Below are 14,762 nucleotides of genomic sequence, written 5' to 3'. Positions count from 1 at the left end.
CATGATGCAATTAGGGATAAATTCCGTGTTGTTCAAAGATTTCGATTTCGCTACGGCAGCGCAGCACATTAAGCTGTGCGGTTATGACGGTGTGGAGCTCTCGGCAATCAAAGGCATGTGCGAGCACCTTGAGCTTGACAACTGGCGGGAGCAAGCGCCGGAGATCCGTAGAATCGCCGAGGAGGTTGGGCTGAAGCTTCTGTCGATGGAAGTGGCTGAGCTGAATGAGACGAGGCTTCCGCTTGCTTTTGAAGCGGCGGCAGAACTCGGGATTCCGGTTGTCAATGTGGGACCGGGCGGAAAGTCGGACGTCGAAGAGGATTTGCAATTCACGATTGAAAAGCTGACGAGAATGTCAAAGCTCGCTAGTGAATACGGGGTTACGCTTTGCGTGAAAGCGCATGTCGGCGGTTCGATTTATAATACGCCAACCTCATTAAGAGCGATCGAGGCAATTGAGAATCCATCTTTTGGCATCGATATGGATCCTAGCCATATTTATCGGGCAGGAGAGAATCCGGAAGCGGCTTTGCCGGCTGTGATCTCGCGCGTGAAGCATATTCATATTCGCGATTGCAGCGGCAGACAAGCGGGACCAGGCACGATCGACAAGCAGGCTTGCGGGCGTGGAGACATTGATTTGATCGGCTACTGCAAGGTGCTTGCGGATAATGGCTATGAAGGTCCTGTTTGTCTTGAAGTCATTGGCGCCAAAGATCACTCTCTTGCACAAGTTTCTATTGTAGCGGCTGAAAGCTATGGCTATTTGAACGCGGTACTGCGCTCTTTTGGAGCCAGATAAGTCGATTATAAACGGAGAAGGAGTAATTCCCATGACATCTAAAATGCCGAATTTACTGCTGCTGGGTATAGATAGCTTACGTCGAGATCATATGAGCGGTTATGGCTATCACCGGCTGACGACCCCGCATATTGACCAATATAGCCAAGGGGGCGTGCTGTTTGAACAGCATTTCTCCCCGAGTATTCCAACGACGCCGGGGTATGCCTCCATGCTCACGGGTATGGATTGCTTCGGAACGGACGTTGTCGCGCTGCGGCACGGCGGACCTGTTGGCGACCACGTCAAGATGCTTTCCGAGCTGTTGGAAGAGAACGGTTACAATACAACGTGTATCGGCTTCACAGGCAACCCCTCGGCACGCGGCTTTCAAAAATATATCGATTTCGAAGGCTGGGGACCTGACGAAACGGGAAGAAGCCCGAAAGCGGACAACTTGAACCGCGTCGCCATTCCGGAAATGAAGCGCCTTAAGGAAGAGGGGAAGCCATTTTTCCTCTTCTTGCGCCATATGGATCCGCATTCGCCTTATTTGCCGCCTAAGCCGTTTGAACGGATGTTTTATGACGGCAATGAGTGCGATCCCGACAATCGCTCTTTGGATGAGCTTTACGATTTTAAACCATTCGCTGACTACTTCAGCTCCTGGTTCCCTGAGGGATGTACGGACAGCAAATATATTGACGCGCAGTATGATGGCGCGATTGCCTATATGGATGCGGGCATCCAGTCAATTTTTACGGCGCTTGAGTCTCTCGGCATTGAAGATGAAACGCTCGTGGTCATCACCTCCGATCACGGTGAAACTTTAAATGAGCATGACTGTTATTATGACCATCATGGACTGTATGAAACGAATTTGCGTATCCCGCTTATTCTGCGTTTCCCGGGCAAGCTCCCGGCAGGTAAGCGAGTATCCAGTTCCTCACAAATTAAAGATGTGATGCCGACTATTGTGGAGCTTTTGGGCGTACCCTGTGAGATTCCATTCGATGGCCGCAGCTTAATTCCGCTTGTGAAAGGCGAGGAGCGGGTGCCGGAAAGCGAAATGTACATTACGGAATGTACATGGATGCGCAAACATGGTTGGCGGACGCCGGAATGGAAGCTGATTGTAGCGCTTGAGCCGGATCTGCATTTCAAGCCTCCAGTGGAGCTGTACAATTTGGTTCGCGATCCTGAGGAGCTGCATAACCTGATTGATGAAGAGCCGGAAGTCGCGGCCCATCTCATGAGCCGGTTAAATGCACATATTGCGAGGCGGGAACAAGAAACAGGGCGCGAGAATCCGATCTATACGAACTTGAATTGGCATGGATTAGGCTGCGGTCCGTTCAAGACTTCGCAGCAGGCCTTTGACTCCATGCACATCGGTTCGCCGAGGACGGCACGATCCTTGCAAACGAAAGAGAAGGAAGCCGAGCCAGTGGCAGAAGCGGAAGGGGAACCCGCAGAAGTGGAAGCTGACACGACATGCTGAGAATAGCCGTTGTAGGAGTTAATCACATTGGACGCATCCATTGCCGTTGTTACAAGGAACACGCAGATAGCGAACTTATCGCTATCTGCGATTTGAACAAAGAACTGGCGGATTCTGTCGCTGCACAGTTTGGCGTGAAAGCCTATTATGATTTGGATACGATGCTTGAAGCTGAACAGCTGGATATCATCAGCGTGGCTACCGGAGGAATCGATAACGGCTCTCATCACCGGGAGCCAGTTATGAAAGCCATTGCGGCCGGCAAGGATGTACTGGTCGAAAAGCCCATTTCCAATTCGCTGGAAGAAGCCCGGGAAATGGTTCAATTTGCGAAAGAAAAAGGCGTTCGTTTTGCTTGTAATCTCAATCATCGTTTCACGCCGGCTGCCAAGAAGGCGAAGCAGTGGATGATGAATGGCGATATCGGCCACCCGCTTTTTGTCAATATGAAGCTGACAATCGGCAATCCGAATGAATCCAGTCCCTGGATCCATTTGCGCGCACTGCATCCGCATTCGCTCGATGTGATGCGTTATTTTGCAGGCGAGGTTCGCCGTGTTCAAGCTTTTTTGACGAAGGCTCCTGGTCGTACAGTGTGGTCAACGGCTTCCATTAATTTGGAATTTGCCTCTGGCGCGGTAGGCCATCTGCTGGGCAGCTACGATATGTTCGGCATTCATCCCATTGAGGCTTGTGAGGTCGCAGGGGATCAAGGCAGATTTGTGTTGGATAATGTTTATGAATCGCTTACGTACTATCCGCATCGTCAGGAAGACCTGCGGGTTTACCGGAATTCCATCATGAGCGGCATACGCGGTTTCGAGGATACGTTTCGTCTTCGGCTGGATGCCTTCATACAGGAAGTGAAGGAGGGAGTTCCTCCTGAGCAAATCACAGCTTCCGGTGCGGACGCCTTGGCTGTTCAAGAAATCATTGAAGCGGCGATCCGTTCCCATCTGGCGAATGGTGCTGTTATCCCGATTTCCTAAAGACCGATCCGAAGGAGGAAGGTTATGAGTAAAGATGGAGAGGTACTGTGGTTCACCGGTCTCTCAGGCTCAGGCAAATCAACGACGGCTCGTGCCTTGGTTGAGCCACTTCGCGTCAGCGGCAGGAAAGTAGAGCTGCTCGATGGAGACGAGCTTAGGCAGACGATTTCCCAGGGGCTCGGCTTTAGCAGGAAGGACCGCATCACGAACGTTGAGCGTATCGTTTTCCTTTGCAAGCTGTTATCGCGTAACGGTGTTACGGTCATCGTATCCGCCATTACGCCCTATGAAGAAATGAGAGCGCATGCCCGTGCCGAGCTGCCCGGTTATGTTGAAATTTTCGTGGATTGCCCCCTTGAAGAATGTGAGCGACGAGATGTGAAAGGGCTGTATGCCAAGGCCAGAAACGATGAGATTAAGCAATTTACAGGCATTGGCGATCCGTATGAAATGCCGGAGCAGCCGGACATCGTAATTCAAACGCATGTGGACGAAGTAGAGAGCAATGTCGCTTTAATCATGGACTATCTGATGACAAAAACAGGACGGAGTGAGGCCGTATGAACATTGTTTTCATCTCAATGGACACGATGCGCGCCTCCAGGCTGGGCTGTTATGGCTATCAGAAGCCGACTTCGCCCTACATGGATCAAATCGCAGAGCAAGGGGTTCTGTTCGAAAGAGCGTATGCTGCCGATATCCCAACGGAAGTGGCACATACCGGTATATTTACGGGAAAAGTAGGGCTGCGAACAGGTGTCGTTTCACATGGTTCACCGCTCACCCAGCTGCCCAAGAAAGAGTCGTGGCTGCCTTCTCTCTTGCAAAATCAAGGCTTTACAACGGCTGCTGTCGATAATTTGTACCAGTTAAAGGAATGGTTCGCGAGAGGCTACCGGTATTACATCAACTCGGTTCAAAAGACGCGCAGCATTGACGGGAAGTCGGTGAATGAGCTTGCTTTCAAGTGGATTCGCGAGCATAAAGAGGATGATTTCTTCCTGTTCCTGCATTATTGGGATCCGCACACGCCATATCAACCTCCGTCAAGTTATGTGCCGGCTTTCTATGATCAGGGCCGGGACCCTTACGATCCGGTCAATCGCAGTATGGATGCCGCATATAATCATGCGGCTTATCCGTTTTTTAAGCATCATCATTATGACTTGCTTGGCCCTATAACGGATGCTGCGTACGTCAATGCGCTTTATGATGCGGAAGTGCGTTATCTCGATGATCGTCTGCGTGAGCTTGATGAGCTACTTATTGCGGAAGGGGTCTATGAGGACACTTTGTTGATTTTGTTCGGCGATCATGGAGAAAGCTTGACGGAGCACGATATTTACTGGGATCACTGCGGTTTGTATGAAACCTCGGTTCAAGTGCCGATGATCATGAGATGGCCTGGACGAATTCCGGAAGGACGCCGAGTTACAGGCTTAGTTCAGCAGGTCGATATGCTGCCGACCATCTTGGAAGCAGCCGGTATCATGACACCGGCGAACATTGACGGGCGCAGCTTGTGGCCGAGTATACGCGGGGAAGCGGATGGAACGCATGATGCCATCTATTTAAGCGAATGCGCTTGGCAAGCGAGCAGAGGGATTGTGACGAAGGATTATAAATTTATTCGCACACTGGATGCAGGACCTTTTGTCCGTCCGCCAAGGGAACTGTTCGATTTGCGTGTTGATCCGGATGAAACGGTGAATATCGCCGAAAGTTCTTCGGCCATTGCCGATGAGCTGGCTTATCAGTTAGACGATTGGACGGAAAAAATGCTGAATGGGCGGGCGGATCCCATGCTGAAACAAATCGAAGTAGGCCTTCCGTTTCGCAATCGTATCCATGAGATTTTGCTGCAGTATGGCTTGACCTGGGATGAGTGGATACAGGATCCTCGGCGAGACAGGTTCGACGAAGCTTCCGCAGCCAGGCATGCGGGGAGGTAATCACTTTGACGGAGACGGTTCAAAAGCCTAATTTGCTTATTATCATGGTCGATCAACTGCGTTATGATTGCCTCGGCTATAGTCATCAGGCGCCTGTTTTGACACCTCATCTCGATAAGCTCGCCTCCGAGGGCATGTGGTTCGACCGTGCCTATAATCACATTCCCATCTGTGGTCCCGCGAGGCAGTCTTTCGTCTGTGGCAGGAGGGCTGAAGCCTTCGGCGGACTTTGGAACTTCTCTTTGGGAATGCGGATCGGCGCACTCGAGCCCACGAGCTACTCGTGGGCCCGTTCTTTGCAGGGGGCGGGCTACAGAAACGGCTATATTGGCAAATGGGATGTCCATCCGACCTATGATCCGACACATTATGGCTACGATGTGTTCGTTTCCAGCGATGAGAAGTACCGGGAACGGACAAAGGCCCGGTACCCGGAGCTGGCGTATACGGACGGGTTCTTTGGCGAAATCGACCCTTTGCCGCTGGAGGATACGCGCACACACCAGACGGCCGCAATGGCCACGGCTTTGATGAAGCAGTTGTCGGAGGAGAGCGCGGGTTCACCGTGGCAGCTGCGGGTTAATTTCCAGGAGCCCCATCTGCCCTGCCGCCCGGTTGCCGAATTCGCCGCTATGTATCTGCCGGAGAGCATTCCCGAATGGGGAAGCTTCCGTGAAACGTTCGCGAATAAGCCGTATATCCAAAGGCAACAGCTTAGAAATTGGGAAATAGAGCATTTCGACTGGGCGGATTGGGCGCCGATCGTCGCTCGTTATTATGCGGTCATCTCGCAGTTAGACGATGCGGTTGGGAAGCTGCTCGCGGAGTTAGACGCGCTCGGACAAAGTGAGAACACGGTTGTCATTTTCACAACCGACCATGGCGACATGTGCGGCGGGCACCGCATGCTGGATAAACATTACGTCCTGTACGAGGACGTCGTAAAGGTTCCGCTCATTGTTAAATGGCCTGGAGTTATTGCGCCAGGCAGCCGCTGCGAGCAATTTGTCCAGACCTTGCTGGATTTGCCGCCGACACTCTTGGCCATCGGCGAAGCAGAGCCGTCAGTGGATCACCGGCTTCATGGGGAATCCTTGCTGCCGCTGCTTCTGGGCGCTGAACCGGCGGGGTGGCGCGAAGAAGTTGTCGCCTCTTACAATGGCGGACAATTCGGCCTTTACACGCAACGAATGATTCGCACCCGGGAGTGGAAATACATCTGGAATTGTACGGATATCGATGAACTTTACGATATGCGTCATGACCCGCATGAGCTTCATAACGTGATTCATCATCCGGCTAACAAGACGGTTCTGGCGGATCTGCGGAAGCGACTCTATCATATTTTGTACGAGGATGGCGATGGCATCGTGCAAAATGATTGGATGCGGGACCAACTGCTGGAGGGGCGGAAGGGGTAGCGGGGAGGATATGCCCAGCTTACTTACCTTTCATGGGTCTTATGGAGTTTTCATTGGACGAAGTCCAATGACATACGAAGAACTCGCTTTATTTAACTCGAATGCTAGCCTCTCATTGGATTTGCTCCAACGAAAAGTACATTTGCACGTCCAATTTTGACATCTCGTTGGATTTCATCCAATGAATTGCCTAGGTTCATCTCTAAGATGAACCTATTTCATCATATTTACAGAGCTTAATCCCCTTTTGCGACAAAAAAAGCGAAGTTTCGGTTCCCGAGCTGATTTCGGCAAAATAGCTGCCCTTTTTATCCTTTTGCAAAAGGATTAGAGCGTTGCAGCCAGATTGTATGCTAGCGTCAATAAAGAAGGACTATCCACAAAGTCATTAATGATGACCTTGTAGATGGTCCTTTTTGTTTTACCGCTGTCTGGCCAGCTTCGTTACCCGGCCATCGGAAATCCACTCGGCCAAATAGACGTTGCCCTCGGAATCTACACAGATGCCGTGCGGGGAGCTGAAGCGATCCGGTCGGTAATAGCTCTTGGGAAGATTCGGCCAACCTTGCTGTTTGTAGGCTTGTTGATCTTCGCCCAAGTGCGTAATCAAACGATCGTTTGCGTCCAGAATGGTCACCCGGCTATGCAGATCGGGCAGATAGACCTCATCGCCGAAGAAGTAGAAAGAGCAAGGAAGATCCAGATTATGCTCAACGAAACGCAGATGCTCCCCCTCTAGTGTGAAGACTTGAATACGGTTGTTACTGCGGTCAGCTATGTAGATTTCCGGATGTTCTCCGCGCAGATTGATGGAGATGCCATGAGGCGAATTAAGCTTGCCTGGCTCAGATCCTTTTCCGCCCCATGAACGGATGTATGTGCCTTCTGCATTGTAATGATGGACGTAGGATTGGCCATAACCATCGGAAACATAAATGTCACCGTTAGGAGCGACACAGACATCCGTTGGCACATATTTGCGCTCAGCATCATACAAATCAGGCCGATCAGGCGGTGTAATCCGCAGGAGTACTTCACCGGATAACGTCGTTTTGACAATCATGGAGCGTTTGGTGTCTGCAAAATAAAGGTACTGCTGTCCATCCGGGTCGCGATGCAAGTAAAAGCCATGGGCCCCGCCTTCAAATTCACTTCCCCAGGAGGTGAGAAAGGTGCCATTTTTGTCAAATACAACAACGGATTCTTTGCCGGTGTGATGAACATATACACGATCTTCATCGTCTACAACTATCCCATGGGTGTAACCATATTGGATATCTGCCGGCAGTTGGCCCCAGCCCTCTTGTACGGCATAAAGATGTGAAGCGTTTCCAATAATAAGCTGTTCAGACATATGAAACCTCCTTAGTGGTTGACAAGCTTCTTTACCATCATACACCATGCCCTTACAAAATAGGTCGGTTAATTTCTGAACGTTGAATTTTCTGTGAAAAGTGCAATTTCAGGTTGGAAATATCTAACGACTCGGAGGCTTGCTGACCTTACAATAAAGATATATCAAGCGAGGAGGAATCAATCATGCTAACACAAGAGCAGATCAAACAATTCGATGAATTGGGATTTCTGAAAGGCGATGTCGTTTTATCCGATGAAGAAGTGGAGCAACTGCGTGAAGAACTGGAAAACGTGATGGAAGGGAAATCTGTCAAAAAGCCAATCCTCAACCGAAATATGCTCGATAACTCCCATTACGGGATGACGATAACGAAGAAGGAAACGGTTGTCCAAATCGTGAATATATGGATGGCAAGCGACGTGTATTTACAGCATGCTTCCAACCGTAGAATATGCGAAGATGTGGCGCAGCTATGCCGTACGGATACGCTTCGGATCTGGCACGATCAAATTCAGTACAAACCGCCCGTCATGGGAGGACCGACACACTGGCATCAAGATCATCCGCTATGGCCTGTTATTCAACCTGCGGATCTCATCAGTGCCTGGGTGGCGCTGGATGATGCCGTCATAGAAAACGGCTGTATGTGGATGGTGCCGGGCAGCCATAAATGGGGCAATCATCAAAAATATTTAGGCTCGAACGATGAGTTCATGCCTGTTCACAAACAACCGGATTTGCTTCCTGAAGGGGCAAAGGTGGAAGCGGTCCCTTTTGAAATTAAAAAAGGCCAAGTCGGCTATCACCACTCTCTGACATGGCATGGCAGTCCGAATAACCGTTCAGAAATGAAACGCAGGGCGATTGCAGTTCACTACATGCCAGGTCATACGTATTACGCCCCGACAGGCGGCCATCCGATGGAACCCCATATTCATGTGGCGCCAGGCGAGATCGTGTCCGGAGAAAGTTTCCCGGCGGTGTACCAAAGATAGTCCTTGGTTAAGAAAGGGGGATGGCTTATCCCTAACCTGAAACCTACGCCTTTTCCGGATATCAACGACATGCTGGCGCAACTTGTTCTTGGTATCCTGCGTGTACTCGATCAGGAAGTTGTTGGTGTCTATGTTCACGGTTCCTTGGCGCTGGGGGACTTCAATCGTGAAACGAGCGACGTTGATTTTCTCGTGGCAACTCGAACCGAACTGTCTGCGGAAAAGCTTCCAGCATTGGAACAGATGCATGCCGAACTGCGGGACCAGGGGTTCAAATGGGCTTACAACATGGAAGGCTCTTACATTTCGCAGGATTTGCTTAAGCGCTATGATCCTCATCGGTGTTGGCATCCTGCATTACGCTGTGACGGCAGCTTCGGTGTAGACGGACATGGGAGCGATTGGATCATTCAGCGAGCCATCCTTCGTGAATATGGCATTACGCTGCATGGCCCAGCGTCAGATCGTCTAATTGATCCTGTAGCGCCAGCTGAACTTAAAAAAGCAGCGCAGGCAATTTTAATCGAATGGTGGAGCCCGTTATTCGAGGATGCGTTACGACTTCATTCGAGTGAATATCAGGCGTATGCAATTCTTACGATGTGCAGATGCTTGTACACGATAGAAGAGGGGCTTGTCGCTTCCAAACCTGCCGCAGCCCAGTGGGTGCTAGACACAACACATGGAAGCAAGTGGGGGCCGCTGATTCGGCAAGCCCTGGCATGGCGCAAGGGAGATGAGCTGAACGCAATCGATGAAACGTTGGCTTTTGTCAGGTATACCCTTGAGCAAGCTGGTAAGTAAAAAAATCCCTTTTCCATCTGGCTATGGAAGGGGATTTTTACTTTTTTTCACTCCATATGAAACTCTTTCATTTTGTTATAAAGGGTGCCTCGGGAAATGCCGAGCAGCTTGGCGGCTGCGCTTTTATTTCCTGCTGTCTTGGCTAGCGCTTCCTCAATGAGCGTGATTTCTTCCTCGTCCGATACCTTCGTTTTCAACAAGACGGCTGCGGAATCTCCTTCAAAAGAGGCGAGACTAGGCTGACCTTCTTGCAGGGCTGTAGGCAGGTGCTCAAGCTGGATGATATCCTCATCACTTAAAATGACGCAGCGCTCAATGACATTTTTTAATTCCTGGATATTTCCAGGCCAAGCATAGTTCGTGAGCGCCAAAATAACTTCCGGCGAAAGCACGGGAACCGGCTTTTGATAGTTCAAAGAAAACTGCTTCAGATACATATGGACCATGGCGGGAATGTCTTCCGTTCGATCGCGTAAAGGCGGAATCCGGATGGAAATCACATTAAGCGCATAGTACAGATCGGAGCGGAATTCCTGGGTAGCCAGTTTAGCTGCCAAATCCTGCGTAGTTGCAATAATAATCCGCGTCCGAATCCGGATAGGCTGGCTTCCGCCCAAACGGACGATGGTGTGCTGCGTGATAGATTGGTAGAGCTTGGCTTGCAGATCCAGTGGAAGTTTTTCGATTTCATTAATGAATAATGTGCCGTCTTTGGCTTGTTCCAGCTTCCCGGCTTCCCCTGTTTCACTTCCTGTAAAAGCTCCGCCTTGATAGCCGAATAATTCAGCCTCAAGCAGTCCCGCGGGCACGATGCCGCAATTGAGCGTCAAGAAAGGATGCTCGGACCGCGCGCTGGACTGATGAATAATATGAGCAAGCTGCTCTTTGCCAACGCCCGATTCTCCGATGAGGAGGACGGGTGTTTCTGTTGCAGCCACTTTCTTGGCCCACTGAATCACTTTGCCGATAGCAGGGCCTTTGCCTTTGATTAACGTAAATAAATCTTCCGTTTGTTCTTTATTAGGAAGTCCGAAGGAGTCCGCTGCCGTTAACTGTTCATTTAACCTCACCAACTGTGTAATATCCTGTTCAGTCGCAATACCGCCAATGATCAGCCCCTGGGCGTCCCGAATCGGCGAGGCGTTGATAAGGACATGTGTGTCTGGGCGCGGTCGGTGATACGTATTACGAATCATGCGGCCTTCGTCCAAAATTTTGAGCACCATCAGCGTTTCCACGTCAAAATGCTCACCAATCCGCTTTCCTAAAATGTCTGCGCTCGGAAGTTGATAAAGCTCTTCGGCAACCGTATTCCAGTAGATTACAGAACCGTCTCTATCAACAACCGTGACTGCATCGGTAACGGTGTCAGCAAGGGCAGCGAAATAAGATGCTGATTTTTGCTGTTCTAACGTTGCAGCACGCAGCAGGTCTGATAAGGTGGAGTATCCCCGAACGTTCCCTTCTTTATCCTTGATCAGCAGAGGGCGGTTCGATGACAACGTCAGTGGAATGAGGCTTGCCAGGTTTTCGTTGTCGTCCCATTGCACAGATTCAGCAAGGAAAAAAGAACTCTTTTCCAATAAAGCCTGGACGTTCATAGCCGACAATACAGGTAGAAGCGCGGCGTCCTCCGGCGTAAATAAACAGGTGTGGCTGCCGGAATGTGCAATAACACCCGTGCCTTTATTTAAATAGAAGGAAACTTCCTCAAGCGTTGTATCTATTGAAACAGTAACGATCGCGGTGTTTAACAGAAAGTGTTCATTTTTGAACATAGTCGACCTCATTTATGGAGCGTTGATTTGCTATAAATTTACCACGAAGCTAATGGCGATTCAACACGTTCTGGAAGGGCGGCGAGTATGATAGGAGTATAGTTGATAATGTGTTCAAAAATATGAAAAATATACACATAAACAAATAGTGTTCAAAATATAATTTATATTGTACAATAAAAACATAAATTAAACACTATTGTACAAATTCCTTTGGAGGAATAACACAGATGGAACTCATGATGAGAAACATGTTTCAATCTTTAGGGAAGAGCCGCACCGCGAATCGCTTAGCGAAGCGATATGGTTTACGCTTTGGCGCCGCACGTTTCGTTGCCGGTGAAACCATTCAGCAATCAATCGAAGCTGTGCGCGGACTCAATCAAGATGGCAGAATTGCCACATTGGATCATTTAGGGGAGTTTGTTTTCAGTGAAGCGGAAGCCGTGGAATCGGCGGATATGTGTATCCAAACGTTAGATGCTATCGCTCAAGCAGGCGTCACCTCCAATCTATCTCTCAAAATGACCTCACTTGGTCTGGACATAAGCAGAGATTTGTGTGTAAGCAATATGAGACGGATTCTTGACCGCGCTCGCATGCACGGCAATTTTGTCCGAATTGATATGGAAGATTATGCGCACTGCCAAGTATCGCTCGACATCTACCGCGAACTTCGAAAAGACTACGACAATGTAGGCATCGTAATTCAAGCTTATTTGTTTCGTACGATGAAGGATATGGATGATTTGCATGAGCTTGGTGCCAACTTGCGTCTTGTGAAAGGGGCTTACAAGGAATCCCCGCAGGTCGCTTTTCCAGAGAAAAGCGCTGTTGATGATAACTACAAAAAGATTATTCAAAAACATTTGTTAAACGGCCATTATACGGCGATCGCCAGTCATGATGAAGCGATTATCAATTTTACGAAGCATTTTGTTAAGGCAAACGGGATCTCGGGCGATCAGTTTGAGTTCCAGATGCTGTATGGGATCTGTGAAGACTTACAGAAGCAGTTAGTGAAAGAAGGATACCGGGTCCGCATCTATGTTCCTTACGGTGTGGATTGGTTCGGTTATTTCATGAGAAGGCTAGCAGAACGTCCAGCCAATGTCTGGTTTGTTCTTAAAAATATGTTCAAATAAACTTCCCATTCGGAGAGGAGAAATAACATGACAACATTTACAAAGGTGATCCCTTACGCGAACGAGCCGTTTACGGATTTTAGCTTAGAGGAAAATAAAAAGGCCATGCAAGCAGCTATTTCGAAAGTAAAAGAGGAATTGGGCCGCGAGTATCCGCTTTACATTGGGACGGAGAAAGTAACGACAGAAGCGAAAATTACGTCCATTAACCCAGGGAATGTGGATGATATTATCGGGTACGTCAGCAAAGCGGACCAAGCACTTGCTGAGAAAGCAATGAATGTTGCGCTTGAAACTTTTGAATCTTGGAAAAAAGTTCCGGCAAGAGAGCGTGCCGAATACTTGTTCAAAGCTGCGGCACTGATGCGCGCTCGCAAGCATGAATTCTCAGCGCTGATGCTGCTGGAATCCGGCAAAAACTACGTGGAAGCCGATGTCGATACGGCAGAAGCGATCGATTTCATCGAGTTCTATGCGCGTGAAATGATTCGCCTGAGTGAAATCAACGAGACGCAGCCACTGGTCAAAATTCCTGTCGAAAACAATAAGCTTACGTATATCCCGCTAGGCGTTGGCGTTATTATTCCTCCATGGAATTTCCCGCTTGCAATCTGTGTTGGGATGACGATGGCGGCCGTTGTTTCCGGTAACACTGTTTTGCTTAAACCTGCTTCCACGACGCCGGTCATCGCGCATAAATTCGTTGCCCTCATGGAAGAAGTGGGTTTGCCAGCAGGCGTCATCAATTTCATTCCAGGCAGCGGCGCAGAGGTTGGGGACTATTTAACGACGCATCCGAAAACACGGTTTATCTCTTTCACAGGCTCCAAAGAAGTAGGATTACGCATCAACAAACTTGCTGCTGACACTGTGCCGGGGCAAATTTGGATCAAGCGTGTCGTGGCTGAAATGGGTGGAAAAGACGGTATCGTCGTGGACGAAACAGCTGATCTTAACGCGGCTGCAGCGGCAATCGTGGCTTCGGCTTTCGGCTTCCAAGGGCAAAAGTGCTCCGCGGGTTCCCGGGCCATCATTGTAGAGTCCGTATATGACGAAGTGGTTGAAAAAGTGGTTGCCCTGACCAACGAGCTGCAAAGCGGTTTGCCGGAGCTTAATTATGCGGCAGGTCCGGTGATCGATAAAACTTCCTACGAACGGATTCTTGATTACATCGAAGTTGGCAAAAGCGAAGGCACACTTCTTGCTGGCGGCGGCAAAGCGGAAGGCAACGGTTATTACATTCAGCCTACCGTATTCGGCGATGTGAGCGGTAAAGCTCGCATTATGCAAGAAGAAATCTTCGGGCCAGTGCTCGCGATTGCCAAAGCGAAGGACTGGAAAGAAGCTATCGCGATGTACAACGATACGGAGTTTGGCTTGACGGGTTCGTACTTCTCCACAAACGAAGAGCGTATCTCCGAAGCTCTTGACACCGTTCATTGCGGCAACTTGTACATCAACCGCAAGTGTACGGGTGCACTGGTCGGCGTTCATCCTTTCGGCGGCTTTAATATGTCGGGAACGGACTCCAAAGCAGGCGGCTATGATTACCTGCTGCTCTTCACGCAAGCGAAGCTGACATCTCGCAAGGTTTAATAATGGGAAAGACGGACGATGTGTCCGTCTTTTTTTGTTGGGGCGGTGTGCTTTTCCGCCCAGCGAAGGGAACTCCGGGGCGCTATTTCCTTGAAATGCGCCCTTTTACGCGCGGAGGGGAACTGGGGGCTCTTATTTCTTCACATTTGGATAGAAACCGGTCAAATGTGAAGAAATAAGGCCCCTGTAGTTCCCCAACTCTGTTTGCCCCCCACTATTCAGCGAAATAGTGGACTGTAGTTCCGCTCTGTGGGTTGAGCAGCCAACTTGGTGCAAGTGGTGAGGTTGGACACGTCACGACCAAACCCTTCAGTAACGCTGAATTCGAAGCCCGTTGCGCATTCTCATTCAGCGAAGGGAACTCCAGGGCGCTATTTCCTTGAAATGCGCCCTTTTACGCGCGGAGGGGAACTGGGGGCTCTTATTTCTTCACATTTGGATAG

Annotated in this window: 12 protein-coding genes; 10 read left to right on the top strand and 2 right to left on the bottom strand. The window is 49.7% G+C overall.

Features of this window, described 5'->3' with window-relative positions:
* Position 1 precedes the first annotated feature (1 nt).
* Genes AC3WTJ_RS24930 through AC3WTJ_RS24905 form a run of 6 tightly spaced genes read left to right on the top strand, consistent with a single transcriptional unit; the run spans position 2 to position 6,644 of the window.
* Positions 2-802, top strand: a complete 801-nt coding sequence (locus AC3WTJ_RS24930) for a sugar phosphate isomerase/epimerase family protein (protein ID WP_492524114.1) — start codon at positions 2-4, stop codon at positions 800-802.
* A gap of 31 nt (positions 803-833) precedes the next feature.
* Positions 834-2,282 carry a sulfatase family protein gene (locus tag AC3WTJ_RS24925; RefSeq protein WP_492524113.1) on the top strand — a complete coding sequence of 483 codons (1,449 nt, stop codon included), beginning with the start codon at positions 834-836 and terminating at the stop codon, positions 2,280-2,282.
* On the top strand, positions 2,276-3,271 hold the full coding sequence (locus AC3WTJ_RS24920) for a Gfo/Idh/MocA family protein (protein WP_492524112.1): 996 nt from the start codon (positions 2,276-2,278) through the stop codon (positions 3,269-3,271). The genes AC3WTJ_RS24925 and AC3WTJ_RS24920 overlap by 7 nt, the downstream gene beginning before the upstream one ends.
* A gap of 24 nt (positions 3,272-3,295) precedes the next feature.
* Positions 3,296-3,835: an adenylyl-sulfate kinase gene (gene cysC, locus AC3WTJ_RS24915; RefSeq protein WP_127450158.1), complete on the top strand. Its 540-nt coding sequence runs from the start codon at positions 3,296-3,298 to the stop codon at positions 3,833-3,835.
* Entirely contained in the window at positions 3,832-5,223 is a 1,392-nt protein-coding gene (locus AC3WTJ_RS24910) for a sulfatase family protein (protein WP_492524111.1), read from the top strand. Before cysC ends, AC3WTJ_RS24910 begins: the two co-directional genes overlap by 4 nt.
* A 5-nt stretch (positions 5,224-5,228) precedes the next feature.
* On the top strand, positions 5,229-6,644 hold the full coding sequence (locus tag AC3WTJ_RS24905) for a sulfatase family protein (RefSeq protein ID WP_492524110.1): 1,416 nt from the start codon (positions 5,229-5,231) through the stop codon (positions 6,642-6,644).
* A 421-nt stretch (positions 6,645-7,065) separates the two neighbouring features.
* On the opposite strand, the gene AC3WTJ_RS24900 is transcribed toward AC3WTJ_RS24905, so the two are convergent.
* Complete coding sequence (locus tag AC3WTJ_RS24900; RefSeq protein WP_492524109.1) at positions 7,066-7,998, bottom strand: NHL repeat-containing protein; 933 nt, start codon at positions 7,996-7,998, stop codon at positions 7,066-7,068.
* A 185-nt stretch (positions 7,999-8,183) separates the two neighbouring features.
* Here AC3WTJ_RS24900 and AC3WTJ_RS24895 point away from each other — a divergent pair, with 185 nt between their 5' ends.
* On the top strand, positions 8,184-8,996 hold the full coding sequence (locus AC3WTJ_RS24895; RefSeq protein ID WP_315952476.1) for a phytanoyl-CoA dioxygenase family protein: 813 nt from the start codon (positions 8,184-8,186) through the stop codon (positions 8,994-8,996).
* A 69-nt stretch (positions 8,997-9,065) separates the two neighbouring features.
* Positions 9,066-9,800 carry a nucleotidyltransferase domain-containing protein gene (locus AC3WTJ_RS24890; RefSeq protein WP_492524108.1) on the top strand — a complete coding sequence of 245 codons (735 nt, stop codon included), beginning with the start codon at positions 9,066-9,068 and terminating at the stop codon, positions 9,798-9,800.
* 47 nt (positions 9,801-9,847) lie between these two features.
* Here AC3WTJ_RS24890 and AC3WTJ_RS24885 read toward each other — a convergent pair whose 3' ends face one another.
* Entirely contained in the window at positions 9,848-11,578 is a 1,731-nt protein-coding gene (locus AC3WTJ_RS24885; protein ID WP_492524107.1) for a sigma-54 interaction domain-containing protein, read from the bottom strand.
* 230 nt (positions 11,579-11,808) lie between these two features.
* Between AC3WTJ_RS24885 and AC3WTJ_RS24880 the strand changes: the two genes are divergently transcribed.
* Complete coding sequence (locus AC3WTJ_RS24880) at positions 11,809-12,723, top strand: proline dehydrogenase family protein (protein ID WP_492524106.1); 915 nt, start codon at positions 11,809-11,811, stop codon at positions 12,721-12,723.
* Between the two features lie 27 nt (positions 12,724-12,750).
* Positions 12,751-14,319, top strand: a complete 1,569-nt coding sequence (gene pruA / locus AC3WTJ_RS24875; RefSeq protein WP_492524105.1) for an L-glutamate gamma-semialdehyde dehydrogenase — start codon at positions 12,751-12,753, stop codon at positions 14,317-14,319.
* Positions 14,320-14,762: the final 443 nt, after the last annotated feature.

The sequence above is a fragment of the Paenibacillus sp. FW101-FHT12H11 genome (assembly GCF_058790355.1).
Note: the sequence above shows the minus strand (reverse complement) of the source record. Positions and strands in the feature narration are given on the sequence as shown.

Bases quoted from the DNA above. Each gene is read 5' to 3' on its own strand.
- AC3WTJ_RS24930 (WP_492524114.1), top strand. From the start codon at position 2: ATGATGCAATTAGGGATAAATTCCGTGTTGTTCAAAGATTTCGATTTC.
- AC3WTJ_RS24925 (WP_492524113.1), top strand. From the start codon at position 834: ATGACATCTAAAATGCCGAATTTACTGCTGCTGGGTATAGATAGCTTA.
- AC3WTJ_RS24920 (WP_492524112.1), top strand. From the start codon at position 2,276: ATGCTGAGAATAGCCGTTGTAGGAGTTAATCACATTGGACGCATCCAT.
- cysC (WP_127450158.1), top strand. From the start codon at position 3,296: ATGAGTAAAGATGGAGAGGTACTGTGGTTCACCGGTCTCTCAGGCTCA.
- AC3WTJ_RS24910 (WP_492524111.1), top strand. From the start codon at position 3,832: ATGAACATTGTTTTCATCTCAATGGACACGATGCGCGCCTCCAGGCTG.
- AC3WTJ_RS24900 (WP_492524109.1), bottom strand. From the start codon at position 7,998: ATGTCTGAACAGCTTATTATTGGAAACGCTTCACATCTTTATGCCGTA.
- AC3WTJ_RS24895 (WP_315952476.1), top strand. From the start codon at position 8,184: ATGCTAACACAAGAGCAGATCAAACAATTCGATGAATTGGGATTTCTG.
- AC3WTJ_RS24890 (WP_492524108.1), top strand. From the start codon at position 9,066: ATGCTGGCGCAACTTGTTCTTGGTATCCTGCGTGTACTCGATCAGGAA.
- AC3WTJ_RS24885 (WP_492524107.1), bottom strand. From the start codon at position 11,578: ATGTTCAAAAATGAACACTTTCTGTTAAACACCGCGATCGTTACTGTT.
- AC3WTJ_RS24880 (WP_492524106.1), top strand. From the start codon at position 11,809: ATGGAACTCATGATGAGAAACATGTTTCAATCTTTAGGGAAGAGCCGC.
- pruA (WP_492524105.1), top strand. From the start codon at position 12,751: ATGACAACATTTACAAAGGTGATCCCTTACGCGAACGAGCCGTTTACG.